The sequence below is a fragment of the Roseivivax sp. CAU 1761 genome (assembly GCF_054482755.1).
Genome location: NZ_JBTLRM010000026.1, coordinates 1 through 23,726, shown reverse-complemented (window position 1 = coordinate 23,726; position 23,726 = coordinate 1). Strand labels below are relative to the sequence as shown.

Annotated in this window: 19 protein-coding genes; 4 read left to right on the top strand and 15 right to left on the bottom strand. The window is 70.1% G+C overall.

Annotated features, from left to right (window positions below; genetic code table 11):
• Nucleotides 1-42: 42 nt before the first annotated feature.
• Genes ACXYMW_RS14730 through ACXYMW_RS14710 form a run of 5 tightly spaced genes read right to left on the bottom strand, consistent with a single transcriptional unit; the run spans nucleotide 43 to nucleotide 4,633 of the window.
• Nucleotides 43-774 carry an SDR family NAD(P)-dependent oxidoreductase gene (locus ACXYMW_RS14730; RefSeq protein WP_459036083.1) on the bottom strand — a complete coding sequence of 244 codons (732 nt, stop codon included), beginning with the start codon at nucleotides 772-774 and terminating at the stop codon, nucleotides 43-45.
• Nucleotides 774-1,334, bottom strand: coding sequence for a DUF3833 family protein (locus ACXYMW_RS14725; RefSeq protein ID WP_459036082.1), 561 nt, complete (start codon nucleotides 1,332-1,334; stop codon nucleotides 774-776). The genes ACXYMW_RS14730 and ACXYMW_RS14725 overlap by 1 nt, the downstream gene beginning before the upstream one ends.
• A 1-nt stretch (nucleotide 1,335) precedes the next feature.
• Complete coding sequence (locus ACXYMW_RS14720) at nucleotides 1,336-2,589, bottom strand: MFS transporter (protein WP_459036081.1); 1,254 nt, start codon at nucleotides 2,587-2,589, stop codon at nucleotides 1,336-1,338.
• On the bottom strand, nucleotides 2,586-3,341 hold the full coding sequence (locus ACXYMW_RS14715) for a DUF1365 domain-containing protein (protein WP_459036080.1): 756 nt from the start codon (nucleotides 3,339-3,341) through the stop codon (nucleotides 2,586-2,588). The genes ACXYMW_RS14720 and ACXYMW_RS14715 overlap by 4 nt, the downstream gene beginning before the upstream one ends.
• Entirely contained in the window at nucleotides 3,338-4,633 is a 1,296-nt protein-coding gene (locus ACXYMW_RS14710) for an NAD(P)/FAD-dependent oxidoreductase (protein ID WP_459036079.1), read from the bottom strand. The genes ACXYMW_RS14715 and ACXYMW_RS14710 overlap by 4 nt, the downstream gene beginning before the upstream one ends.
• A gap of 253 nt (nucleotides 4,634-4,886) precedes the next feature.
• Between ACXYMW_RS14710 and ACXYMW_RS14705 the strand changes: the two genes are divergently transcribed.
• Nucleotides 4,887-5,393: a sigma-70 family RNA polymerase sigma factor gene (locus ACXYMW_RS14705; protein ID WP_459036110.1), complete on the top strand. Its 507-nt coding sequence runs from the start codon at nucleotides 4,887-4,889 to the stop codon at nucleotides 5,391-5,393.
• 11 nt (nucleotides 5,394-5,404) lie between these two features.
• On the top strand, nucleotides 5,405-6,046 hold the full coding sequence (locus tag ACXYMW_RS14700) for a ChrR family anti-sigma-E factor (RefSeq protein WP_459036078.1): 642 nt from the start codon (nucleotides 5,405-5,407) through the stop codon (nucleotides 6,044-6,046).
• A gap of 61 nt (nucleotides 6,047-6,107) precedes the next feature.
• Here the strand turns inward: ACXYMW_RS14700 and lpdA are convergent, their stop codons facing one another.
• The 10 genes from lpdA to ACXYMW_RS14650 all read right to left on the bottom strand — a co-directional run bounded on the left by lpdA (nucleotide 6,108) and on the right by ACXYMW_RS14650 (nucleotide 20,615).
• A complete protein-coding gene (gene lpdA / locus ACXYMW_RS14695) occupies nucleotides 6,108-7,904 on the bottom strand; it encodes a dihydrolipoyl dehydrogenase (RefSeq protein ID WP_459036077.1) in 1,797 nt (598 codons plus the stop codon).
• A gap of 10 nt (nucleotides 7,905-7,914) precedes the next feature.
• Complete coding sequence (aceF, locus tag ACXYMW_RS14690; RefSeq protein ID WP_459036076.1) at nucleotides 7,915-9,213, bottom strand: dihydrolipoyllysine-residue acetyltransferase; 1,299 nt, start codon at nucleotides 9,211-9,213, stop codon at nucleotides 7,915-7,917.
• 26 nt (nucleotides 9,214-9,239) lie between these two features.
• Nucleotides 9,240-11,894 (bottom strand): pyruvate dehydrogenase (acetyl-transferring), homodimeric type, encoded by a 2,655-nt coding sequence (gene aceE / locus ACXYMW_RS14685; protein ID WP_459036075.1) that lies wholly within the window; start codon nucleotides 11,892-11,894, stop codon nucleotides 9,240-9,242.
• Nucleotides 11,895-12,299: 405 nt separating this feature from the next.
• The gene (gene mutL / locus ACXYMW_RS14680; RefSeq protein WP_459036074.1) at nucleotides 12,300-14,156 is read right to left on the bottom strand and encodes a DNA mismatch repair endonuclease MutL; all 1,857 of its coding nucleotides are present in this window, start codon (nucleotides 14,154-14,156) and stop codon (nucleotides 12,300-12,302) included.
• 64 nt (nucleotides 14,157-14,220) lie between these two features.
• Nucleotides 14,221-15,189 (bottom strand): 2-hydroxyacid dehydrogenase, encoded by a 969-nt coding sequence (locus tag ACXYMW_RS14675; protein WP_459036073.1) that lies wholly within the window; start codon nucleotides 15,187-15,189, stop codon nucleotides 14,221-14,223.
• Nucleotide 15,190: 1 nt separating this feature from the next.
• Nucleotides 15,191-16,090, bottom strand: a complete 900-nt coding sequence (gene sucD, locus ACXYMW_RS14670; RefSeq protein ID WP_459036072.1) for a succinate--CoA ligase subunit alpha — start codon at nucleotides 16,088-16,090, stop codon at nucleotides 15,191-15,193.
• Between the two features lie 14 nt (nucleotides 16,091-16,104).
• Nucleotides 16,105-17,280, bottom strand: a complete 1,176-nt coding sequence (locus ACXYMW_RS14665; protein ID WP_459036071.1) for a malate--CoA ligase subunit beta — start codon at nucleotides 17,278-17,280, stop codon at nucleotides 16,105-16,107.
• Between the two features lie 15 nt (nucleotides 17,281-17,295).
• A complete protein-coding gene (locus ACXYMW_RS14660) occupies nucleotides 17,296-18,240 on the bottom strand; it encodes an HpcH/HpaI aldolase/citrate lyase family protein (RefSeq protein WP_459036070.1) in 945 nt (314 codons plus the stop codon).
• Between the two features lie 25 nt (nucleotides 18,241-18,265).
• Nucleotides 18,266-19,459, bottom strand: a complete 1,194-nt coding sequence (locus ACXYMW_RS14655) for an aminotransferase class V-fold PLP-dependent enzyme (protein ID WP_459036069.1) — start codon at nucleotides 19,457-19,459, stop codon at nucleotides 18,266-18,268.
• 499 nt (nucleotides 19,460-19,958) lie between these two features.
• A complete protein-coding gene (locus ACXYMW_RS14650) occupies nucleotides 19,959-20,615 on the bottom strand; it encodes a response regulator transcription factor (protein ID WP_459036068.1) in 657 nt (218 codons plus the stop codon).
• Nucleotides 20,616-20,939: 324 nt separating this feature from the next.
• On the opposite strand from ACXYMW_RS14650, the gene ACXYMW_RS14645 reads away from it, so the two are divergent.
• Complete coding sequence (locus ACXYMW_RS14645; RefSeq protein WP_459036067.1) at nucleotides 20,940-22,616, top strand: formate--tetrahydrofolate ligase; 1,677 nt, start codon at nucleotides 20,940-20,942, stop codon at nucleotides 22,614-22,616.
• A gap of 140 nt (nucleotides 22,617-22,756) precedes the next feature.
• Nucleotides 22,757-23,659, top strand: a complete 903-nt coding sequence (folD, locus tag ACXYMW_RS14640) for a bifunctional methylenetetrahydrofolate dehydrogenase/methenyltetrahydrofolate cyclohydrolase FolD (protein WP_459036066.1) — start codon at nucleotides 22,757-22,759, stop codon at nucleotides 23,657-23,659.
• The last annotated feature ends 67 nt before the right edge of the window (nucleotides 23,660-23,726 follow it).

The following is a 23,726-nucleotide window of genomic DNA, read 5'->3' as shown; positions in this document are numbered from 1 at the left end:
CGCCGCAACCCCGTATTTGCACAAGTGGAAGGCGCGCTATCCTTATGAGAACAACCAGTAATAGAGCCGTTCCGGCAGGAACTGACCGGCCCGCAGAAGCCAGGCGAACGGCACCGGAAAGGCCCGCTGGAACCGCCTTGTGCGCATCAGCGCGACGATCTCGGCCGCGGCGCGCTCGGGCGCCATGATCTGCGGCATGCGGAAATCGTTCTTGTCGGTGAGCCGGGTGCGGATGAAGCCGGGCGCCGCGAGTTGCACCAGCACGCCGCTGCCCTGCAGGTCGCAGCGCATGCATTCCGCCAACGCCATCACCCCGGCCTTGGAGGAGGAATAGGCCACCGATCCCGGCAGGCCCCGATAGCCGGTCAGCGAGCCCGTCAGCACCACGTGGCCGGCGCCGCGGGCGACGAAGCCCGGCACCACCGCGCCCATGACCCGCATCGCCCCGGTGAAGTTCACGTCGGCCATGATCTCGGCCTTCTCGGCGTCCCAGGCCTCCGCCCCGAACGGCCAGTAGACGCCGGCGAGGAACACCACGCCGTCGATCTCTCCCGCGTCCCGGGCGGCGCGGCGCACCGCGTCCCCGTCGCTGACATCGAGCGGCAGCACCTCCGCGGGACCGGGCAGGGTGGCGGCCAGGTCGCGCAGCTTCTCCTCGGTGCGCGCCGACAGGATCAGCGTCATGCCCTCGGCGCTCAGCTTCTGCGCCAGCGCGGCGCCCAGCCCCTCGGAGGCGCCGACCAGCCAGTAGCGCTTGCCCTGCCACCCTTCCATCAGCCCGGCACCTTGCGCATCGTCGCCACCAGCTCGGCCACTTTGATGCCGAACTTGCGGAACTGGCTGCGGTTGATGATCGTCCCGTTCGGCGCGAGATACATCCAGTCCACCGCGTCGAGGAGATGGCCGCCGGCGCTGGGGGCGAGGCGCAGCTTGTAGCGCAGCTGCACGGCCGAGCCGAGCTGCCGCCCCCGGCCGCGATCCGGCACGTCGTCGGCATAGGCATCGAAGAAGCCGTCCCCGCGCAGGCTGAGGCGCCATTCGCGGTCCTGGGTCTCGCCGGTATCGTAGAGAAACTGCTCCGTCATCACGCCGTCATCGCCGTCCCAGTCGACGTGGAAGCGGCCGACGAAACGCGACACGACGCGGCCGCGCGGCCCGTAGATCACGCCCTCGCAGAGGATCGGCCCGGCGAGGTGTTCGCGCAGGTCGAAGGCCGGCTGGCCGTCGCCGTAATCCTCGGGGCGCTGCGCCGCGAAGGAGGCCCAGTAATGGTTCGCGATGTGGAACGCCAAGACCAGCGCCGCGGCCAGCGCCAGAACGAGCAGCATGTCCATGTCAGTCCTCTCCCGCCGGATAGGTCGCCAGCAATGCCACCGCCGCCACTTTCAGCGCGCAGGGCACCGCCGCGTAGAACAGCGCGAGCACCCGCAGGGCGCCGGGGTCGCTGACCTCGGCGCCGGGTCGGAAGCCCGCCGCCTCCAGCCCGGGAAGTAGCGCGCCAGCGGCCAAGGCCAGCGTGAACTTCTGTACGAAGGACCAGAGCGCGAAGCCCGCCCCGCCCTCCGGCGCGACCGTTTCGAGCCGGCGCGCGAAAAGCGCCGGCAGCAGCGTGAGATCGGCGCCCAGCGCGGCGCCGGTGGCGGCGCAGACCAGGGCGAAGGGCAGCACGTCGCCGGGGCCCAGCATGAGGGTCACCGCGAAGGCCAGGATGGCCAGCAGCATCGCCGCCATCAGCGCGGCGCGCGCCCCCACCCTCTCGGCCGCGCGGCCCCAGGCCGGCGCCGCCGCGGCCGCCGAGACGAAGAAGACCAGCAGGAGCGGCCCGGCGGCGGCGGGCGCGGCAAGCCGCGATTCCACGAAGAACAGAAACAGCGTCGAGGTCACGGCGAGCGGCGCGGCATTGGCCAGCGCCACCATGAGCAGGTGGCGCGCCCGCCGGTCGCGGAGCACCGGGGCGAACCCCGCCCGTGCCGCCGCCGCCGGTCCGGCCCAGTGCCGCCGCATCAGCGCCGCCGCCAGCAGCGTCGCCGCGGCAAAGAGGACCGCGAAGCCGGCATAGCCGCCGAGCCCCAGCGCCGCGAGCGCGGGCGGCGCCAGGGCGGCGAGGCAGACCCCGGTCAGACTGCCGGTTTCGCGCCAGCGCGCCAGCCGCAGGTGGCCCAGCGGGCCGAGCCCGCCGGCCCGCGCCACGCCGCGGGCGTAGAAGGCGATGGTCAGGAAGCTGTAGGCCGAGAAGACCAGCGTCAGGGTCAGCGCGAACCAGGCCAGCGGCGCCACCGGCGGCGGCACCGCGAAGAGCCCCAGCATGCCCGCCGCCATCACCAGCGCGGCCAGCGCCGCGGCGTGGCCGCGCCGGGCGCCGAGCCGGTCGGAGAGACGTCCGAGCAGCGGGTCCTGCACCAGATCGAGAAGCCGCAGCCCCACCAGCGCGGCGCCGAGCTCGGCCAGGCCCACGCCATGCGCCTCGGCATAGACCTTGGGGGCGTGAAGGTAGACCGGCAGCCCGGCGGCGGCGAGCACCGCCGCGAAGACCGCCCAACCGCCCAGTCCCTGCCCGCCCGGCGCCTGCCGCTGCGCGGCGCCGGTCACGAGACGTCGCGGCGGGGGGCCGCGGGCCGGGCGCGGAAACGCGCGCCCTTCCACCAGAGCTTCAGCGCCTGCCAGTGGATCAGCGCCAGGACGCGGCGCGCGCCGAGCGGCCGCAGCAGCAGCGCCCGCAGCAGGCCGCGGGAGGTCAGCGGCCGGCGCGTTCCGGCGAGCGTGGCGACCAGCCCGCCGGAGTCGCGGCTGTAATCGATGCGGATGCCGACCCGGTCCGGGGCGATGTCGAAGCAGAAGACATACTCCCCCGCCACCGGCTGGAACGGCGAGACATGCAGCAGCTTGCGGGCGCAGAGGCGGTCCTCGGGGCCGATCGGATCGCCGCCCGGGCGGGCGCAGAGATAGCTGTGGCGGTCGCCATAGGTGTTGGTAACCTCGGCGATCACCGCCACCAGCCGGCCCTCGCCGTCATGGGCGAGCCAGAAGCTGACCGGGTTGAAGACGTGGCCCAGCACCCGCGGCTGCGCCAGCAGCAGGAGCGGCCCGGGCGCCGCGATGCCGGCGGTGCAGAGCACCTCGCGCGCCCAGCGGGCGCCGCGTCCGGCCCTGGGCGGGCCGCCGTGATCGCGGTCGTGCAGGCTGGCCAGGCCGGCGCGGTTGCGCCCGAAGAGCCGCGGCCCGGCGATCTCTGCCTCGGCGTCGAGCAGCACGTAATCCACGGCGTAGCGGAAGGCGTTGCGGACGTCTCCGCGGCGGGCATGGAAGGTGTGGCCCGCGACGTGGTCGACGCCGGCGCTCATGCCGCGCTGCGGGCGGCCCGGCGCTGCCGCAGCCCCTCGGTCACCGCCTCGGCGCTGGCCAGCCCGTCCTCGTGAAAGCCGTTGCCCATCCAGGCGCCGCAGAACCAGGTGCGCCGCGCCCCGTTCAGATCCCGCAGCGTCTCCTGGGCGGCCAGCGCGGCGCGGTCATAGACCGGATGGCGCAGCACCGTCTCGTCATGGATCAGCTCCTCGCGGATCGGCCGCGTGGCGTTCAGCGTCACGAAGAGCGGATCGTCGAGCGGGATCGGCTGCAGCGAGTTCATCCAGTAGGTCAGATCGACGCTGTCGCCGGGCCCGCCGGCGGCCTCGGTGTAGTTCCAGGACGACCAGCAGGCGCGGCGCCGCGGCATCAGCCCGGCATCGGAATGCAGCACCACCCGGTTGGGCTGGTAGGCCACCGCGCCGAGCGCCCGGCGCTCCGCCCCGTCGGCATCGGCGAGCAGGCGCAGCGTGTCGTCGGAATGGGTGGCAAAGACCACCTCGTCGAAGCCCTGCCATTCGTCTCCGGCGGCGCGGATCTCGACCCCGGCATCGCCGCGGCGCACCGCCGCCACCGGCGCGCCGCGGCGCAGGGTCACGCCGCGGCGCTCCAGGTCGGCGGTCAGCCGCTCGACATATTGCAGCGAGCCGCCGGCCACCGTGTACCATTGGTGCTGCCCGGCATAGGTGAGCAGGGCGTGGTTCTCGAAGAACCGCACCAGCGCCTGGGCGGGGAAGTCGAGGATCTTTTCCGCCGGCGTCGACCAGATCGCCCCCGAGAGCGGCACCAGGTAATGGTCGCGGAACCTCTCCCCGGTGCCCAGCGCGGCGAGGAAGTCGCCGAGGCTCTGGCCGGGATCGCGGGCGGCGGCGGCGGCACGGGCGTTGAAGCGGAAGATGTCGCGCACCATGCCAAGAAAGCGCGGATCGAAGGCGTTGCGCTTCTGCGCGAAGAGCGCGCCGAGGCTCGCCAGCCCGTATTCCAGCGCGCCGCCGCGCAGGCTGGCGCCGAAGGACATGCGTGACGGCACGACCGGCACGTCGAGTTCGCGGAACAGCCGCGACAGGCGGGGGTAGTTGGCGTGGTTGAAGACGATGAAGCCGGTATCGACCGGCTGGTCCCCGTGCCGGCCCGCGATCTTGGTGCGGGCATGGCCGCCGAGCCGGCTGCGTGCCTCGAAGAGGGTCACGTGGTGCTCGGCGGCCAGGTAGCGCGCCGCGCCGAGGCCGGAAATGCCGCCGCCGATCACGGCGATGCGGCGCGGCGCGGAAGGGGAAGTGTCAAACGGCATGAACAGGGGGCTCCGATCCGGGTTTGCAGGCGATACGGCAGACACGTGACTTTGGATCAATCCGGACCACGTTCACGCAAAGAGTGATCCGCGCCGGGGACGCGCCCGTATGCCCGACATGATGCAGACCTTCCAGTTCCAGGCCGCCGCCGACCCGGCCTGCCGCGACGCGGCCGCCGACGCGCCAGCCCGGCCCGGCGCCGCGGCCGCGCCGGGCGCACGCCCCGGCGGCCCGGACTGGGCGCTGGCGAAGATGCGGGCGGTGCGCCACGACCGCAGCGAGGCGGCCTTCGCCGCGCTCTTCGGGCATTTCGCGCCGCGGGTGAAGGCCTATCTGATGCGCCGCGGCAGCGATTCCGCCCAGGCCGAGGAGATCACCCAGGACGTGATGGCGGCGCTCTGGCACAAGGCGCACCTGTTCGACCCGGCGCGCGCCCCGCTCGCTGCCTGGGTCTTCACCCTGGCCCGCAACCGGCGCATCGACGTGCTGCGCCAGAGCCGCCGCCCGGTGCCCGAGGATCTGGCCTGGGGGCCGGACGCGGCGCCGCCCACCGAGGACGCACTCGCCTTTCAGCAGGATTGCGCGCGCCTCGCCCCGGCGCTCGAGACGCTGCCGGCCGGGCAGCGCGAGATTCTCGAGCGCGCCTATTTCGGCGAGTTGAGCCACGGCGAGATCGCCGAACTGACCGGGCTGCCGCTCGGCACGATCAAGTCGCGCATCCGGCTCGGGCTGGACCGGCTGCGCCATGCCATGAAGTGAGCGAGAGTGCGATGATCCGTCACCACCCGACCGAAGATATTCTCATGGCCTACAGCCGCGGCGACCTTCCCGAGGCCATGGACCTCGTCGTGGCGACGCATCTGTCGCTCTGCGACGCCTGCCGCGCCACCGCCGAGACCTTCGACGCCATCGGCGGCACCCTGCTCGAGGCGACCGAGCTGGCCGAGGTCTCCGACGCCTGCCTGAGCGCCACGATGGCCTGCATCCGCGCCGCCCCGCCGGCCGAGGAGGTGCCGCCCCGCGATCCCGAGGGGGTGCTGCCGCCGCCGCTCGCGGCGCAGGTCGGCGGCGGGCTCGACGCGGTGCGCTGGCGCGGCGCGGGCATGGGGGTGAAGCAGGCCATCCTGCGGACCCATGGCGACGCGGTGGCGCGGCTGCTCTCGATCCCGCCGGGCGTGGCGATGCCCGACCACGGCCATCGCGGCATCGAGCTCACGCTGGTCCTGCAGGGCGCCTTCCGCGACGATCACGGCCGCTTTGCCCGCGGCGACATGGAGATCGCCGACGCCGCCATGGACCACATTCCGGTGGCCGAAACCGCCGAGACCTGCATCTGCCTGGCGGTGACCGATGCGCCGTTGCGCTTCCGCGGCTGGCTGCCGCGGCTGGCCCAGCCGTTCCTGAAGATCTGAGCCCGCCCCTACCCTGGCGGGCCCCGGCCCGGCGCCGCGCGGTGGCGGCGCCGGGGCGCGCTCAATGCGGCTTTTTCTTCTTCGGCGGCATCAGGTCGGTGATCGTGCCCTCGAACATCTCGGCGGCGAAGTTCACCGTCTCCGACAGCGTCGGGTGCGGGTGGATGGTGTGGCCGAGATCGACCGCATCGGCCCCCATCTCGATGGCCAGCGCCACCTCGGCGATCAGGTCGCCCGCATTGGTGCCGACGATGGCGGCGCCCACGACCCGGTCGTCCTCGGGATCGAACAAGAGCTTGGTCATGCCCTCCGAGCGGCCGTTCGACAGCGACCGGCCCGAGGCGGCCCAGGGGAAAACGCCCTTCTCGACCTTGATGCCGCGCTCCTTGGCCTCGCGCTCGGTCAGGCCGCACCAGGCGACCTCCGGGTCGGTATAGGCCACCGACGGGATCACCCGGGCATCGAAGGCACGCTTCTCGCCCGAGGCGACCTCGGCCGCGACCTTGCCCTCGTGCACCGCCTTGTGCGCCAGCATCGGCTGGCCCACCACGTCGCCGATGGCGAAGATATGGCCCTGGCCGGTGCGCTGGAACTCGTCCACGGCGATGAAGCCGCGCTCGTCCACCGCCACGCCGGCCTTCTCGGCGTCGAGCATCTTGCCGTTGGGCTTGCGGCCGACCGAGACCAGCACCCGGTCGAACGTGTCCTCGAAGGTCTCGCCCTTGTCGTCCTCGAAGTTGACCTTGAGGCCCTTCTTCTCGGCCTTCATGCCGGTGACCTTGGTCTTCAGGAAGATGTTCTCGTAGCGGCCCTTGATGCGGTCCATCAGCGGCTTCACGAGGTCCTTGTCGGCGCCGGGGATGATCTGGTCCATCAGTTCCACCACCGTCACCTTGGTGCCCAGCGCGTCGTAGACGCAGGCCATCTCGAGCCCGATGATGCCGCCGCCGAGGACCAGCATGCGCTTGGGGATCTCCGGCAGCTCCAGCGCGCCGGTCGAATCCACCACCCGCGGGTCGTCATGCGGGATAAAGGGCAGCTTCACCGATTCCGACCCGGCGGCGATGATGCACTGGTCGAAGCTGACCTTGGTGGTCTTGCCGTCCGCGTCCTCGACCGCGATCATGTTGGGGCCGGTGAACTTGCCGAAGCCGCGCACCACCTTGACCTTGCGGCCCTTGGCAAGCCCGTCGAGCCCGCCGGTGAGCTTCTTCACCACGCCGTCCTTGAAGCCGCGCAACTCGTCGAGATCGATCTCGGGCTTGCCGAAGCTCACCCCGTGGCCGCCCATCTCGTCGGCCTCGGTGATGACCTTGGCGACGTGCAGCAGCGCCTTGGACGGGATGCAGCCGACATTCAGGCAGACGCCGCCGAGCGAGGGATAGCGCTCGATCAGCACCACCTTCTTGCCGAGATCGGCAGCCCGGAAGGCGGCGGAATAGCCGCCCGGGCCGGAGCCCAGCACCACCACCTCGCCATGCACGTCGCCCTGGCCCGACTCCGATCCGGTCGCCGCGACCTTCTCGGGCGTCCCGCGGGTGTCCGAGCCGCGGTCGCCGTAGCCGCCGCCCTGCTGGCCGCCCTGGCCCTTGGGCTCGGCGGCCTTGTCGCTGCCGCCGTCCCCCTCCTCGGCGCCCTCGAGCACCAGGATGACGTCGCCCTCGGAGACCTTGTCGCCCTCCTTGACCTTGATCTCGGTGATCTTGCCGGCATGGGACGAGGGCACTTCCATCGTCGCCTTGTCGGACTCGAGCTCGATCAGCGGGTCTTCCTTCTCGACCGTGTCGCCGACGCTCACCAGCACGGTGACCACGGGCACGTCCTTGAAATCGCCGATATCGGGAACCTTCACATTCATGTCGGCCACCTCACAGCATCAGCCGACGGGCGTCGGCCATCAGGTATTTCAGATGCGCGCAGAACCGCGCCGCGAGCGCCCCGTCGATCGCCCGGTGGTCGTAGCTGAGCGACATCGGCAGCATGTTGCGCGGCTCGAACTCGGTGCCGGTCCAGACCGGCGCCATCTTCGACCGGGTGAGGCCGAGGATCGCCACTTCGGGCGCGTTGACGATCGGCGTGAACGAGGTGCCGCCGATGCCGCCGAGCGACGAGATGGTGAAGGACGCGCCCTGCATGTCGGCCGATTTCAGCGCGCCCTCGCGGGCCTTCTTGCTGAGCTCGCCCAGATCCTTGGAGATCTCCACGATGCCCTTGCGGTCGGCATCCTTGATCACCGGCACGACGAGGCCGTTCGGCGTGTCGGCGGCAAAGCCGATATGGTAGTAATCCTTGCGGATCAGCTTGTCGCCGTCCGGGTGGATCGAGGAATTGACCTCCCAGTGCTTCTTCAGCGCCGAGACGCAGGCCTTGACCACGAAGGACAAGAGCGTGACGCGGTAGCCCTCTTCCTTGGCCGCGGTGTCGAGTTCCTTGCGGTACTTGTCGAGCTCGGTGATGTCCGCCTCTTCGTTGTGCGTGACATGCGGGATGTTGAGCCAGGAGCGGTGCAGCGCGGGGCCGGAGATCTTCTTGATCCGGCTCATCTCCACATCCTCGACCGGGCCGAACTTGGAGAAGTCGACGGCCGGGATCGGCGGGATGCCCATGCCGCCCTGCGCCGGGGCGCCGGCGGCGGGCGCGGCGCCCGAACGCGCCTTCAGCGCCTTTTCCACGTCCTCGCGCAGGATGCGGCCCTTGCGCCCGGTGCCGTTCACCGTGGCGAGGTCGATCTCCACCCGGCGCGCGAAGGCGCGCACCGAGGGCGAGGCATGGACGCGCGAGAAGCCCGCATCGGTGACGGCGCGCGCCTCCTGGGTCTGGCCGCCGCCCTGCCCGCCGGAAGATTGCGGCTGGCTCGCCGCCTTTTCCTCGGTCTTGGGCTCGGGCTTGGCCTCGTCCTTGCCGCCCTTGTCCTCCGCGCCGGCAGCGCCGCCCTCGGCCTCGATCACCAGGATCACGTCGCCCTCGGAGACCTTGTCGCCCTCGGAGACCTTGATCTCGGTGATCTTGCCGGCATGGGAGGACGGGACCTCCATCGTCGCCTTGTCGGATTCGAGCTCGATCAGCGGGTCTTCCTCGGCGACGGTGTCGCCGACGCTCACCAGCACGGAGACGACGGGCACGTCCTTGAAATCGCCGATGTCGGGAACTTTCACGTCAGTGGTCATGGTCTTTCTCTCTCCCTCGATCCGCGTCAGCTGAGCCGCGGGTTCGGCTTGCCGCCGTCGATGTCGTATTTCTTGATCGCGGCCTCGACGTCCTTCTGGGACACCGCGCCCTCGCGCCACAGATCGACCATCGCCGCCGCGGCGATGTGGTTGGCGTCGACCTCGAAGAAGCGCCGCAGGTTCTCGCGGCTGTCGGAGCGGCCGTAGCCGTCGGTGCCAAGCACGGTGAAGCGCTGCGGCACGAAGGCGCGGATCTGCTCGGCGTAGTTCTTCATGTAGTCGGTGGCGGCGATCACCGGGCCCTTGGCGTTCTGCAGGAGCTCGGTGACATAGGGCACCTTCTCCTCCGCCGTCGGGTTCAGCCGGTTGTGGCGCAGCGCGTCCTGGCCGTCGCGGGCCAGCTCGTTCATGCTGGTCGCCGACCAGATGTCGGAGGTGACGCCGAAATCCTCCTTCAGCATTTCGGCCGCCTTGATGACCTGCATCAGGATGGTGCCCGAGCCCATCAGGTTGACGTGCTTCTTGCCCGGACGCGCGGTCTTCTGCATCCGGTAGAGGCCCTTGATGATGCCCTCCTCGGCACCCACCGGCATCGCCGGGTGCGAGTAGTTCTCGTTCATCAGGGTGATGTAGAAGTAGACATCCTCCTGATCGACGAACATCCGCTGCAGGCCGTTCTGCACGATCACCGCCACTTCATAGGAGAAGGTCGGATCGTAGCTGATGCAGTTCGGGATGGTGCCGGCCATGATGTGGCTGTGGCCGTCCTCGTGCTGCAGGCCCTCGCCGTTCAGCGTCGTGCGGCCGGCGGTGCCGCCCAGCAGGAAGCCGCGCGCCCGGCTGTCGCCGGCGGCCCAGGCGAAGTCGCCGATGCGCTGGAAGCCGAACATCGAGTAGAAGATGTAGAACGGGATCATCGGCACGCCGTGCGTCGAGTAGCTCGTCGCGGCGGCGATCCAGTCGGCCATGGATCCGGCCTCGTTGATGCCCTCCTGCAGGACCTGGCCGTCCTTCGATTCCTTGTAGAACATCATCTGGTCGGCGTCCTGGGGCGTGTAGTTCTGCCCCAGCGGGTTGTAGATGCCGACCGAGCGGAACAGCCCCTCCATGCCGAAGGTGCGGCTTTCGTCCGGCACGATCGGCACCACGTATTTGCCGATCTGCTTGTCGCGCAGCAGCGTGGTCAGGATGCGCACGAAGGCCATGGTGGAGCTGATCTGCCGGTCGCCGGTGGCGTCGAGCTCCTTCTTGAACTTGTCGAGCGCCGGGATCTCGAGCTTCGGCGCGTCGGAATGGCGCTTCGGGAACTCGCCGCCCAGCTCCTTGCGGCGCTCGGTCAGGTAGGATTTCTGCGCGTTGTTGAGCGTGACGAAGGGCACCTTCTCGAGGTCGTTGTCCTCGATCGGGATGCGGAAGCGGTCGCGCATCGCCTTGAGCTGGTCGACCTGCATCTTCTTCGACTGGTGGGCGATGTTCTGGCCCTCGCCGGCCGTGCCCATGCCATAGCCCTTCACCGTCTTGACCAGCAGGCAGGTCGGCTTGCCCTCGGTGCGGGTGGCGCGGAGATAGGCGTTGTAGACCTTCTTGATGTCGTGGCCGCCGCGGCGCAGGGCCCAGATCTCGTCATCGGTCCAGTCCTCGACCAAAGCCGCGGTCTCGGGATACTTGCCGAAGAAATGCTCGCGGATATAAGCGCCGTCCTTCGACTTGAAGGTCTGGTAATCGCCGTCGATGGTCTCGTCCATGAGCTGGCGCAGCTTGCCGGACGTGTCGCGTTCCAAAAGCTCGTCCCAGCCGCGGCCCCAGAGCAGCTTGATCACGTCCCAGCCGGAGCCGCGGAAGGCGCCCTCGAGTTCCTGGACGATCTTGGAGTTGCCGCGCACCGGGCCGTCGAGGCGCTGCAGGTTGCAGTTCACCACGAAGATCAGGTTGTCGAGCCCCTCGCGCGCCGCGAGGTGGATGGCGCCGAGGCTTTCGGGCTCGTCCATCTCGCCGTCGCCGAGGAAGGCCCAGACCTTGCGGTCGCCGGCATCGATGAGCCCGCGATTGTGAAGGTACTTCATGAACCTAGCCTGGTAGATCGCCATCATCGGGCCGAGGCCCATGGAGACGGTCGGGAACTGCCAGTACTCGGGCATCAGCCAGGGATGCGGGTAGGAGGACAGGCCCTTGCCGTCGACCTCCTGGCGGAAGCTCGTCAGGTCCTCCTCGGACAGCCGGCCCTCCATGAAGGAGCGGGCGTAGATGCCGGGGATGACATGGCCCTGGAAGAACACCAGGTCGCCGCCATGCATCGTCGACTTGGCGCGCCAGAAATGGTTCAGGCCGACATCGTAGAGCGCCGCCGAGGAGGCGAAGGAGGCGATGTGCCCGCCGATCCCGTCCGAGGCCTTGTTGGCGCGGACCACGGTCGCCATGGCGTTCCAGCGGTTGATGGTGCGGATGCGCCATTCCATCTCGGTGTCGCCGGGCACGTCGATCTCGTCATCGGGCGAGATGGTGTTCTGGTAGGGCGTGGTGGCCGAGAAGGGCAGCATGGCGCCGGCGGCCCGGGCCTGCTGCACCGCCTTGTCGAGCAGGAAATGCGCCCGGTCCGGGCCGTCGCGCAGGATGACGTCCTCGATCGCTTCCTGCCATTCCTGCGATTCGACCGGATCGACGTCTTGCGGATTGTCCTTCATCGGTCCTCTCCCTTGCACGGCGCCTGGCGCCGATATAGTTTAATCCTAAACATTCTTGCGAAGGCCGCGCGCGACGATCGCCGTAGTTTCCTCGGCGGCAGCGCTATCACGCAAGGCCGGATTTCCATAGGTGACTGGGCGAATAGCAGTCATGCGCCCGGCGCATGAAGATAGTTTAGCGCTGAACGAATTTTCGGGCCGCGCCGCCATCTCTGTCCCTCCCCGTCCGGCATGCGGGCCGGTCACGGCCCGTCCCGTCCCTGCCCGGTCGCGGCGCGCGCGGCCTCCCGCCGCGCGTCGCCGGATCCACAGGTTGGACGACGTAGGGCGCGTCGCGAAAGAGAAAATGTTGTGCCCCGCTCCCCCGCAGGGCGGCGGCGTCGGCGCGGTGCGGGGCGCGGCGGCTCAGCTGCGCCCGAACAGCCGCTCGATGTCGGCGAGCCGCAGCTCCACATAGGTGGGCCGGCCATGGTTGCACTGGCCGGAATGCGGCGTCGCCTCCATCTCGCGCAGGAGCGCGTTCATCTCCTCGGCGCGCATGCGCCGGCCGGAGCGCACCGAGCCGTGGCAGGCCACCCGGCTCAGGATGGCTTCGATGCGCTCCTGCACCAGCGCGCTCTCGCCGCTGTCGCAGAGCTCGTCCACCACGTCGCGGAGCAGCGCCGCGGCATCGACCTCGCCGAGGATCGCCGGGGTCTCGCGCACCGCCACGGCGTCGCCGCCGAAGGGCTCGATCACCAGGCCCAGCCGCGCCAGGTCGGCGGCGGCGTCGAGCAGGCGGGCGCGGTCGTCGGCCGACAGCGCCACCACCTCGGGGATCAGCAGGGCCTGGGCGGCCACGCCGCGCTCCGCCATCTGGCGCTTGAGCTTCTCGTAGACCAGGCGCTCATGCGCGGCGTGCTGGTCGACGATGACCATGCCGGTCTCGGTCTGGGCGATGATGTAGTTCTCGTGCACCTGGCCCCGGGCGGCGCCGAGCGGCCGGCGCTCCGGCGCCTCCTCGGGGACGGCATCGGCGACGGGCGGCGCCTCCTCCATTGGCTCGACCCGGCCCGACCAGGCCCCGGCGATCTCGGCGAAGCCGGGCGCCTGGGCGGCATGCGCGGCCTGCCGGGCGGCGGCAGTGGGCCGGTCCATCTGGTAGATGCGGGGCGCCGCATCGGCGCGGGGCTCCGGGCGGAAGGCGCCCAGCGCGGCGCCCGCCACGGTGGTCGAGGCGCGGTGCCCGGCCTCGGCCAGGGCGTGGCGCAGGCCCGACACGATCAGCCCGCGCACCAGCCCGGCCTCGCGGAAGCGGACCTCGGTCTTGGCCGGGTGCACGTTGACGTCGACGCGCTGCGGGTCGCAGGTCACGAAGAGCGCCGCCGCCGGGTGGCGATCGCGCGACAGCAGGTCCTGATAGGCGGCGCGCAGGGCGCCGATCAGCAGCCTGTCCCGGACCGGGCGGCCGTTGACGAAGAGATGCTGCTGCGTCGCCGAGCCGCGCGAATAGGTCGGCAGCGCGGCAAAGCCGGTGAGCCGCAGCCCGTCGCGCTCGGCATCGATCGGCAGCGCGTTCTCGGCGAAGTCGCGGCCCAGGACCTGCGCCAGCCGCGCCGACAGGGTCTCGAAAAGCGTGCCGGAGGACGGGTCGGCGCGGAAGGTCACGCGGCCGGCGCCGCCGCCCGAGACGTCGCGCAGGGTGAAGGCGACGCCGGGCTCGGCCATGGCGAGGCGGCGCACCACCTCGCCGATGGCCTGCATCTCGGCGCGGTCGGAGCGCAGGAACTTGAGCCGCGCCGGGGTGGCGTGGAACAGGTCGCGCAGGCTGACCACGGTGCCGCCGTTCAGCGCGGTGGGCCGCACCGGCGAGAGCACGCCGCCGGAACAGGCGATCTCGGCCGCCTCCTGCCCGGCGACCCGGCTCTGGATGGTGAGCCGCCCCACGGCGCCGAGCGAGGGCAGCGCCTCGCCGCGGAAGCCGAAGGAGCGGATCGCCAGCAGGTCGGAGCCGTCGATCTTCGAGGTGGCGTGCCGCGCCAGCGCCAGTTCCAGTTCCGAGGCCGCGATGCCGTGGCCGTCATCGGTGACCCGGATCAGCGTCTTGCCGCCATCGGCGATGTCGATGCCGATCCGCCGGGCGCGGGCGTCGAGCGCGTTCTCGACCAGCTCCTTGACCGCGGATGCGGGGCGCTCCACGACCTCGCCGGCGGCGATGCGGTTGATCGCGGCATCGTCGAGCTGGCGAATCTCGGGGCGGATATAGGGGGCGTGACCGGTCATGCCACCAGACCTAGCAGGGAACGGCGCGGCCTGTCATCCGATTCCCGCCGCGCCCCGCGGGCCCTCAGCCGACCGGGTGCGGCACCGGTTTCCCGGCAAAGAAGGCGTCGAGGTTGTCGGCCACCATGTGGCCCATATCCTCGCGCGTCTCCACCGTGGCCGAGCCCAGATGCGGCAGCAGCACCACGTTCTGCATGTCGCAGAGCGCCGCGGGGACCTCGGGCTCCTTCTCGAACACGTCGAGCCCGGCAGCACCGAGCCGGCCGTCCCGCAGCGCCGCGATCAGCGCCTGCTGGTCGACCACGTCGCCGCGGGCGGTGTTGACCAGGATGCCGCGGGGTCCGATCAGGGCCAGGCGCTCGGCGTTCATCATGCCGCTGTTGGCGCCGCCGCCGGGCAGGTGCAGCGACACCACGTCGGCGCGCTCCAGCACCGCCTCGACGCTGTCGAGCCGCTCCGCCTCGAGCCCGGCCAGGCGCTCCGCCGGCACCGCGCTGCGGTTGTAATAGACCACCTGCATGCCGAAGGCCGCCTGCGCCCGCTGCGCCGTGGCGATGCCGATCCGACCCATGCCGACGATGCCCAGCACCTTGCCGCGCAGCCGGGTGCCCATCATGTGGGTCGGCCGCCAGCCGGTCCAGTTGCCGGCCCGGACCTCGCGCTCGCCCTCGCCGGCGCGGCGCGCCGCCATCAGCATCAGCGTGATGGCGAGATCGGCGGTGCAATCGGTCAGGCAGCCCGGCGTGTTGGTGATGGTCAGCCCCGCGGCCTTCGCCGCATCGACGGCGATGTGGTTAAAGCCGACGCCGAAGTTCCCAAGGATCCGCGTGCGGTGATCGCCGCTGAAGATCTCCGCCGGCAGCTTGTCCGACACCGTCGGGCAGACCGCGTCATAGGCGTTCAGCGCGGCGCCGATCTCCTCGGCGCTCATCGGCCGGTCGTCCTCGTTCAGCGTCGCCTCGTAATCGCGCGAAAGCCGTCTCTCGACGGCTTCCGGCCACTTGCGCGTGACAAGTATCTTCGCTTTCGCCATGTCAGGCCGCCACCTTCTTTCCGGTCAGAACGGCCTCGACGGTATGCCCGAAGGAGGCCGGGTTCGGGATGATGGTATGGCCCGCCTCGCGGATGATTTCCACCTTCTCCTGGGCGCTTTCGCCGAAGGCCTGCACGATGGCGCCGGCATGACCCATCTTCTTGCCCTTCGGCGCCGAGAGGCCGGCGACATAGGCCATCAGCGGCTTCTTCATGTGCTCGCGCGCCCAGAGCGCCGCCTCGGCCTCCTGCGGGCCGCCGATCTCGCCGATCATCACCACCGCGTCGGTCTCCGGATCCTCCTCGAAGAGCTGCAGGATGTCCCGGAAGGACGAGCCGTTGATCGGGTCGCCGCCGATCCCCACCGAGGTCGAGATGCCGATGCCGCGGGCCTGCATCTGGCTCGCCGCCTCGTAGCCCAGCGTGCCCGAGCGGCCGACCACGCCGATCCGACCCGGCGTGTAGATGTGGCCCGGCATGATGCCCAGCATGGCCTTGCCCGGGGAAATCGTGCCGGCGCAGTTCGGCCCGGTCAGGCACATCTTCTGGTCGAGCCGGTAGCGCCGCATGTAGCGCTTCACCCGCATCATGTCCTGCGCCGGGATGCCGTCGGTGATGCAGACGCAGTACTTGATGCCGGCATCGGCGGCTTCCATGATCGCGTCGGCGGCGAAGGGCGGCGGCACGAAGACGATCGAGGCCTCGGCGCCGGTCTCCTCCACCGCGCCGCGCACGGTGTTGAAGACCGGCCGGCCGAGATGCTCCTGCCCGCCCTTGCCGGGGGTGACGCCGCCGACCACGTTGGTGCCGTATTCGATCATCTCGCCGGCGTGGAAATTGCCGATCCGTCCGGTGAAGCCCTGGATCAGGACCTTGGTCTTCTCGTCTAGCAGAATGGACATGGGATCCTCCCTCCTCAGGCGGCCTTGCGGCCGGATTTCCAGGTGGCGACGGCGGTTTCCGCCGCCTCCTCGAGCGTGTCGGCGACGATCACCGAGGGCGCCTTCTCGGCGAGGATCTTGCGTCCTTCCTCGACCTTGGTGCCCGACAGCCGGACGATCAGCGGCACCGGCACGCCGACCTCCTCGATCGCCTTGGCGACACCCTCGGCGACCCAGTCGCAGCGGTTGATGCCGGCGAAGATGTTGACGAGGATGACCTCCACGTTCTTGTCCTGCAGCACCGCGCGGAACGACTTGGCCACCCGCTCGGGGCTGGCGCCGCCGCCGATGTCGAGGAAGTTCGCGGGCTCGCCGCCGGCCAGCTTGATCATGTCGAGCGTCGCCATGGCGAGGCCGGCGCCGTTGATGATGCAGCCGATATTGCCCTCCAGGCCGACATAGGACAGGCCGCGATCCGAGGCGAAGGTCTCGCGCGGATCCTCCTGGCTCTTGTCGCGCAGCTCGGAGATCGCCGGGCGGCGGAACAGCGCGTTCTCGTCAAAGCTCATCTTGGCGTCGAGCGCGTAGATCTCGTCGTTCGAGACCACCAGCGGGTTGATCTCCAGCATCGAGGCGTCGAAGTCGCGGAACACCCGGTAGCAGCCCATGATGGTCTGCACCGCCTTGCCGATCAGCGCGCCGTCGAGGCCGAGCCCGAAGGCCAGTTCGCGGGCCTGGAACTCCATCATGCCCGCACCCGGATCGACCGAGCAGCGCACCAGGCTGTCGGGCTCCTTGGCGGTGATCTCCTCGATCTCCATGCCGCCCGAGCCCGAGGCCACGATCATGATCCGCTCTTCCTTGCGGTCGAGCACGAAGCCGAGATAAATCTCGCGGTCGATCTGCACCGTCTCCTCGATGTAGAGCCGGGAGACCAGCTTGCCGCGCTCGCCGGTCTGGGCGGTGACGAGGCGCGCGCCCAGAAGCTTGTCGGCGGCCTCCTCGACCTCCTTCTCGGTCTTGCACAGGATGATGCCGCCGGCCTTGCCGCGGGCGCCGGAATGGATCTGCGCCTTCACCACCCAGCCCTCGCCGCCGATCTCGGTGGCGCGGTAGGCGGCCTGTTCGGGGCTGTAGGCGAGCCCGCCGCGCGGCATGCGGATGCCGTGCGTGGCGAGCAACTCCTTGGCCTGGTATTCGTGGATGTCCATAATCTCTCCTCCCTGTCAGGCCGCACGGGCCCTGAGCACGTCCTGCACCGCGAGCACGTTCTTCGCCATTTTCTCGGATGCAGCATCGATCATCTTGCCGTCGAGGCTGGCCGCGCCCTTGCCCTGCGCGGCGGCTTCCTTCAGCGCCACGAGGATGCGCTCGGCGCGCTCGACCTCGGCGGAGGTCGGGGAATACTCGTCATTGGCGAGCTCGATCTGGCTCGGGTGGATCGCCCACTTGCCCTCGATCCCCAGCGCCGCGCCGCGCTTGCAGGCATCGCGGAAGCCGTCGGGGTCGGAGAAGTCGCCGAAGGGGCCGTCGATCGGGCGCAGCCCGTAGGCCCGGCAGGCGGTGGTCATCCGGCTCAGCGCGGCGTGCCACTGATCGCCCGGATAATTCGGGTTCAGCCCGCCGATATTGACCGTGCGCGCCTTGTGGAAGGCGGCGTAGTCGGCGACCCCGAAATGCATCGCCTCGAGCCGCGACGGCGCGGCGGCGATGGCCTCCACATTGGCCATGCCGAGCGGCGTCTCGATCAGCGCCTCGAGGCCGATCTGGCGCTCGTAGCCCATCGCCATCTCGATCTGGTTGACCATCGCCTCGACCATGTAGACGTCCTGCGGCAGCCCGACCTTGGGGATCAGGATGACGTCGAGGTTGCGTCCGGCCTGCTCCACCACATCGACCACGTCGCGGTACATGTAATGGGTGTCGAGGCCGTTGATGCGCACGCTGGTGATCTTGTTCTTGCCGCGCCAGTCGATCTCGTTCAGCGCCTGGATGGCGTTCTTGCGCGCCTGCTCCTTGTCGGCCGGCGCGACGGCGTCCTCGAGATCGAGGAAGACCATGTCGGCGGCGGAGTCGGCGGCCTTGCGCACCATCTCCATGTTGGAGGCGGGCACCGCCAGCGTGGAACGCTGGAGGCGGGTCTTGCGCATGCCGTGAACCGTGTGACTCATCTCTGAAACTCCTCCCGGGAATGGCTTATTCGGCGGCCAGAATCTGCGGCTGGGCCTGGTTGTCGGTGAAATGCTTGACCGCGGCGCCGACGCCCGATCCAGCCCGGATGTCGAAGCCGCAATCGATCATCGCCATCTCGGCCGAGGCCAGCGCGGTGCAGACCATCGGCTCGTTCAGCCAGCCCAGATGGCCGATGCGGAAGACGCGGCCCATGACCTTGGCGAGCCCGGTGCCGAGCGAGGTGTTGTAGGCCTTGTAGGCCCGCGCGATGACCTCGCGGGCATCCTTGTCCTCGGGCACGACGATGGCGCTGACGGTGTCGGAATGCCATTTCGGCGCCTTGGCGCATAGCTTGAGCCCCCAGGCATCGACCGCGGCGCGCACGCCCGTGGCCAGCCGGTGATGGCGCGCCCAGACATTCTCGATGCCCTCCTCGAGCAGCATGTCGCAGGCGGTGTCGAGCCCGCGCAGCAGCTGGGTCGCCGGGGTATAGGGGAAGTAGCCCGCGTCGTTGGTGGCGATCATGTCCTCGAAGGAGAAGAAGCAGCGGCCGTATTCCGCGGTCTTGTGCGCCTCGAGCGCCCATTTCGACACCGACAGGATGCCGAGGCCGGCGGGCAGCATGAAGCCCTTCTGGCTGCCCGAGACCGCGCAATCCACCCCCCAGGCGTCCTGGTCGAACTCGATCGAGCCCACCGAGGAGACGCCGTCGACCATCAGGAGCGCCGGGTGGTTGGCGTCGTCGAGCGCCTGGCGCACGCCGCGGATGTCCGAGGTGACCCCCGTCGCGGTCTCGTTGTGGGTGGCGAAGACCGCCTTGTATTCGTGGGTCTTGTCGGCCTTCAGCCGCGCCGCGTATTGCTCGACCGGCACGCCCTCGCCCCATTCGCAGTCGATCACGTCGACGTCGAGGCCGAAGCGCTGCGCCATGTCGACCCAGAGGTTGGAGAACTGCCCGAAGCGGCTCATCAGCACCTTGTCGCCGGGGCTCAGCGTGTTCTGGATCGCCGCTTCCCAGGCGCCGGTGCCCGAGGACGGGTAGATGAAGACGCGGCCGGTGGTGTTCTTGAAGACCTTCTGAACCTTCTCGAAGATAGGCCGGGTCAGTTCGGGAAAGTCCGGCGCGCGCATGTCCTGCATGGCGACATTCATCGCCATCCGCACCTCCTCGGGGATGTTGGTCGGGCCGGGAATGTAGAGATGCTTGTAGCCGGGCATGGGGACGATCCTCCTGAATCTGGGGCCGCGGGGCGGCCGGTCATATCGTTGCGTCAAGCATGCGCCGGACGACATTTTCCGCCCACACTCCCGCGGATAGGAATCCGCGCCCCCGGGGTGGGGCCGCCCTACCCGTTGGATGGACCCGGCCCCGCCGCATTCGGGCCCGGCGGGCAAGGCGGCCGCGCCGGCGGCGGCCCGCATCCGGGCCCGCGCGGCGCGTCGCGGCGCCCGGGGCGGGTGGCCCGGCTGCCGTGACGGGGACGCGGAGGTCGCGTCGCAAGGCGGGGATGTGCGCGAGGGCCGCGTCAGGCGCGGCATCGGATGCGCCGCGTCAGGCGCGTCGGCGGGCGCGCCGCCTCACGCGCGGCTTCGGATGCGCCGTGTCAGGCGCGGCGGCGGATGCGCCGTGTCAGGCGCGGCGGCGGATGCGCCGCGGCACGCGCGGTATCGGATGCGCCGCGGAACGCGCGACTTCGGATGCGCCGCGGCGGGCGCGCTAGCTGTCGAGCTCGCGCGAGTAGATCGCCACCGCCATGGCGCGGTTGCGCACCCCGAGCTTCTCGTAGAGATTCTTCAGGTGGTACTTCACCGTGTTCTCCGAGATGCCGGTGCGGTTGGCGATCTGCTGGTTGGTCCAGCCGCGCGCCAGCACGTCGAGCAGCTCGCGCTCGCGCACCGTCAGCGTCGCCAGCGGCGTGTCGTTGATCGCGGTGACGTCGATATAGGGCACGCAGATGCGGCCGTTGGCCACCGCGTGCAGCGTGTCGAAGAGCACCGAGGGATCGTCGAACTGGTAGCAGTAGCCCTGCGCCCCGAGCCGCACCGCCTGGCGCACGGCGCCGAGGTCGCGGGTGTTCGAGAACACCGTCACCGGCTCGCGGCGGCCGCGGGCGCGCCATTCCCGCAGCACCTCCACGGCGCCGAGATCGGCGCTCTGCCAGGACAGCACCGCGACGTCGAAACTGTCGGCCGGGCTGTCGAGCAGCGCCCGCGCGCTGGCGCTCGCGGCGGTGAGGGCAAAGCGGGCATCGCCGTCGAAGCAGACGCCGAGCGCCGAGGTGACGAGCGGGTTGGGCTCCACCAGGTAGACCCGCACGGCGCTGGTGTTGCGGCCGACGGCCCGGCCCGACAGGGTGTTGACTGACACGTTCATGGTCCTCCCCCTCCCCGCGGAACGGGGCATGTTTGCCAAGCGCAGTCCCTTCCGACCGTCGGCCGCCACGCCTCAGAGTAATTTTATGTCGCAAGCTCCGGCGGCTCTGTCACGGTATTCTTAGGTATTCCTTAGCCGCAGCGCAGCATCGGCCGGCGCGCGCGGCGGCGTCCGGGGCCCGGCCCTCCGCCCGAACGGGTGGGCCGCCGCCACCCGGCCGGCCGAGGCGCCGGTGCCGGACCGGGCGGCGATCCGGAAGGCGCATTGCCCGGCGACCGCGTTCCATGCTTGATGACGCCCGACGACAACCGGGAGGGACGGGCGATGGCGCCGAAAAGCGATCTCGAAATAGCGCGCGCTGCGACCAAGAAGCCGATCGGGGAGATCGGGGAGAAGCTGGGGATCGCGTTCGAGCATCTGCTGCCCTACGGGCACGACAAGGCGAAGGTGAGCCAGGGCTTCATCGATTCGGTGCAGGACCGCGCCGATGGCCGGCTGATCCTGGTCACCGCGATCAACCCGACGCCGGCGGGCGAGGGCAAGACCACCACCACGGTGGGTCTGGGCGACGGGCTCAACGCCATCGGCAAGAAGGCCATGGTCTGCATCCGCGAGGCCTCGCTCGGGCCGAATTTCGGCATGAAGGGCGGCGCCGCCGGCGGCGGCTATGCCCAGGTCGTGCCGATGGAGGAGATGAACCTCCACTTCACCGGCGATTTCCACGCCATCACCTCGGCGCATTCCCTGCTCTCGGCGATGATCGACAACCACATCTACTGGGGCAACGAGCTCGACATCGACATCCGCCGGGTGGTCTGGCGCCGCGTCGTCGACATGAACGACCGGGCGCTGCGGCAGATCACCGCGAGCCTCGGCGGCGTCGCCAACGGCTTCCCGCGCGAGGCCGGCTTCGACATCACCGTGGCCTCCGAGGTCATGGCGATCCTGTGCCTCGCGAAGAACCTCAAGGATCTGGAGCAGCGCCTGGGCGACATGATCGTGGCCTACAAGCGCGACCGCTCGCCGGTCTATTGCCGCGACATCCAGGCCGAGGGCGCGATGACCGTGCTGCTGAAGGACGCCATGCAGCCCAACCTGGTGCAGACGCTGGAGAACAACCCGGCCTTCGTGCATGGCGGTCCCTTCGCCAACATCGCCCATGGCTGCAATTCGGTGATCGCCACCACCACGGCGCTGAAGCTCGCCGATTACGTGGTCACCGAGGCCGGCTTCGGCGCCGATCTGGGCGCCGAGAAGTTCATGAACATCAAGTGCCGCAAGGCCGGGCTGGCGCCCTCGGTGGTGGTCTGCGTGGCCACCGTGCGGGCGATGAAGATGAATGGCGGCGTCGCCAAGGCCGATCTGGGCGCCGAGAATGTCGAGGCGGTGAAGAAGGGCTGCCCCAATCTCGGCCGCCACATCGAGAACCTCAAGAGCTTCGGCGTGCCGGTGGTGGTGGCGATCAACCACTTCGTCACCGACACCGAGGCCGAGATCGACGCCATCAAGGCCTATGTCAAGTCGCACGGCGCCGAGGCGGTGCTGTCGCAGCATTGGGAGAAGGGCTCGGCGGGCTCGGCCGATCTGGCCCGCAAGGTCGCCGAGCTGGCCGACAAGGACGCCGCCGAGTTCGCGCCGCTCTATCCCGACGAGATGCCGCTGGCGGAGAAGATCCAGACCATCGCCAAGCGCATCTACCGCGCCGACGAGGCGCTGATGGACAAGAAGATCCGCGACCAGCTGCATCTCTGGGAGGAGCAGGGCTACGGCCATCTGCCGGTCTGCATGGCCAAGACGCAGTATTCCTTCTCCACCGACCCGAACCTGCGCGGCGCGCCGACCGGGCATTCGGTGCCGGTGCGCGAGGTCCGGCTGTCGGCCGGGGCCGGCTTCATCGTCGTGGTCTGCGGCGAGATCATGACCATGCCGGGCCTGCCCCGGGTGCCCTCGGCGGTCAATATCCGCCTCAACGAGGCCGGGCAGATCGAGGGGCTGTTCTGAGCCCCCGGGGGGCGGGCCGGGGGGCCGCGATCCCTTCCGGCCCCGGCCCGTCCCCGCTGTCCGGACCGGCGCGGCCGGGGCGCCCCTCACCCGGGCCCGGCCGCGTCCCCGCCCCTCCCTTGCCAGAGAATGGACCAGACATGAGCGCGACGATCATCGACGGAAAGGCCTTCGCGGCCGAATTGCGGCAGCGGGTGGCCCGGGAGGTCGCCGCGCTGAAGGCGGCGCACGGGCTGACCCCGGGCCTCGCCGTGGTGCTGGTGGGCGAGGACCCGGCGAGCCAGGTCTATGTCCGCTCCAAGGGCAAGCAGACCGTCGAGGCCGGCATGGCGAGCTTCGAGCACCGCCGCGACGCCACGATCTCCGAGGCCGAGCTGCTGGCGCTGGTGGACGAGCTGAACCGCGACCCGGCGGTGCACGGCATCCTGGTGCAGCTGCCGCTGCCCGGCCATGTCGACGCCGCCAAGGTGCTCGACGCCATCGCCCCCGAAAAGGATGTCGACGGCTTCCACATCTCCAATGTCGGGCTCCTGGGCACCGGCCAGAAGAGCATGGTGCCCTGCACGCCGCTCGGCTGCCTGATGCTGCTGCGCGCCCATCACGGCAGCCTCGCCGGGCTCGAGGCGGTGGTGCTCGGGCGCTCCAACATCGTCGGCAAGCCGATGGCGCAGCTGCTCCTGGGCGACAGCTGCACGGTGACCATCGCGCATTCGCGGACCCGCGACCTCGAGGCGGTGGTGCGCCGCGCCGACATCGTGGTGGCCGCGGTGGGCCGGCCGGAAATGGTGCCCGGCGCCTGGATCAAGCCCGGCGCCACGGTGATCGATGTCGGCATCAACCGCGTCGACGCGCCGGAAAAGGGCGACGGCAAGACCCGCCTAGTCGGCGATTGCGACTTCGACAGCTGCGCCGAGACCGCCGGCGCCATCACCCCGGTCCCCGGCGGCGTCGGCCCGATGACCATCGCCTGCCTGCTCGCCAACACCCTCACCGCCGCCTGCCGCGCCAACGGCCTCCCCGAACCCGAGGGGCTGACGGCCTAGCCCGGCGGCGGAGACGCCGGGCGGGCCGGTCCGGGTCCCGCGCCGGGCGCCGCGTCTCCGAGGCCTC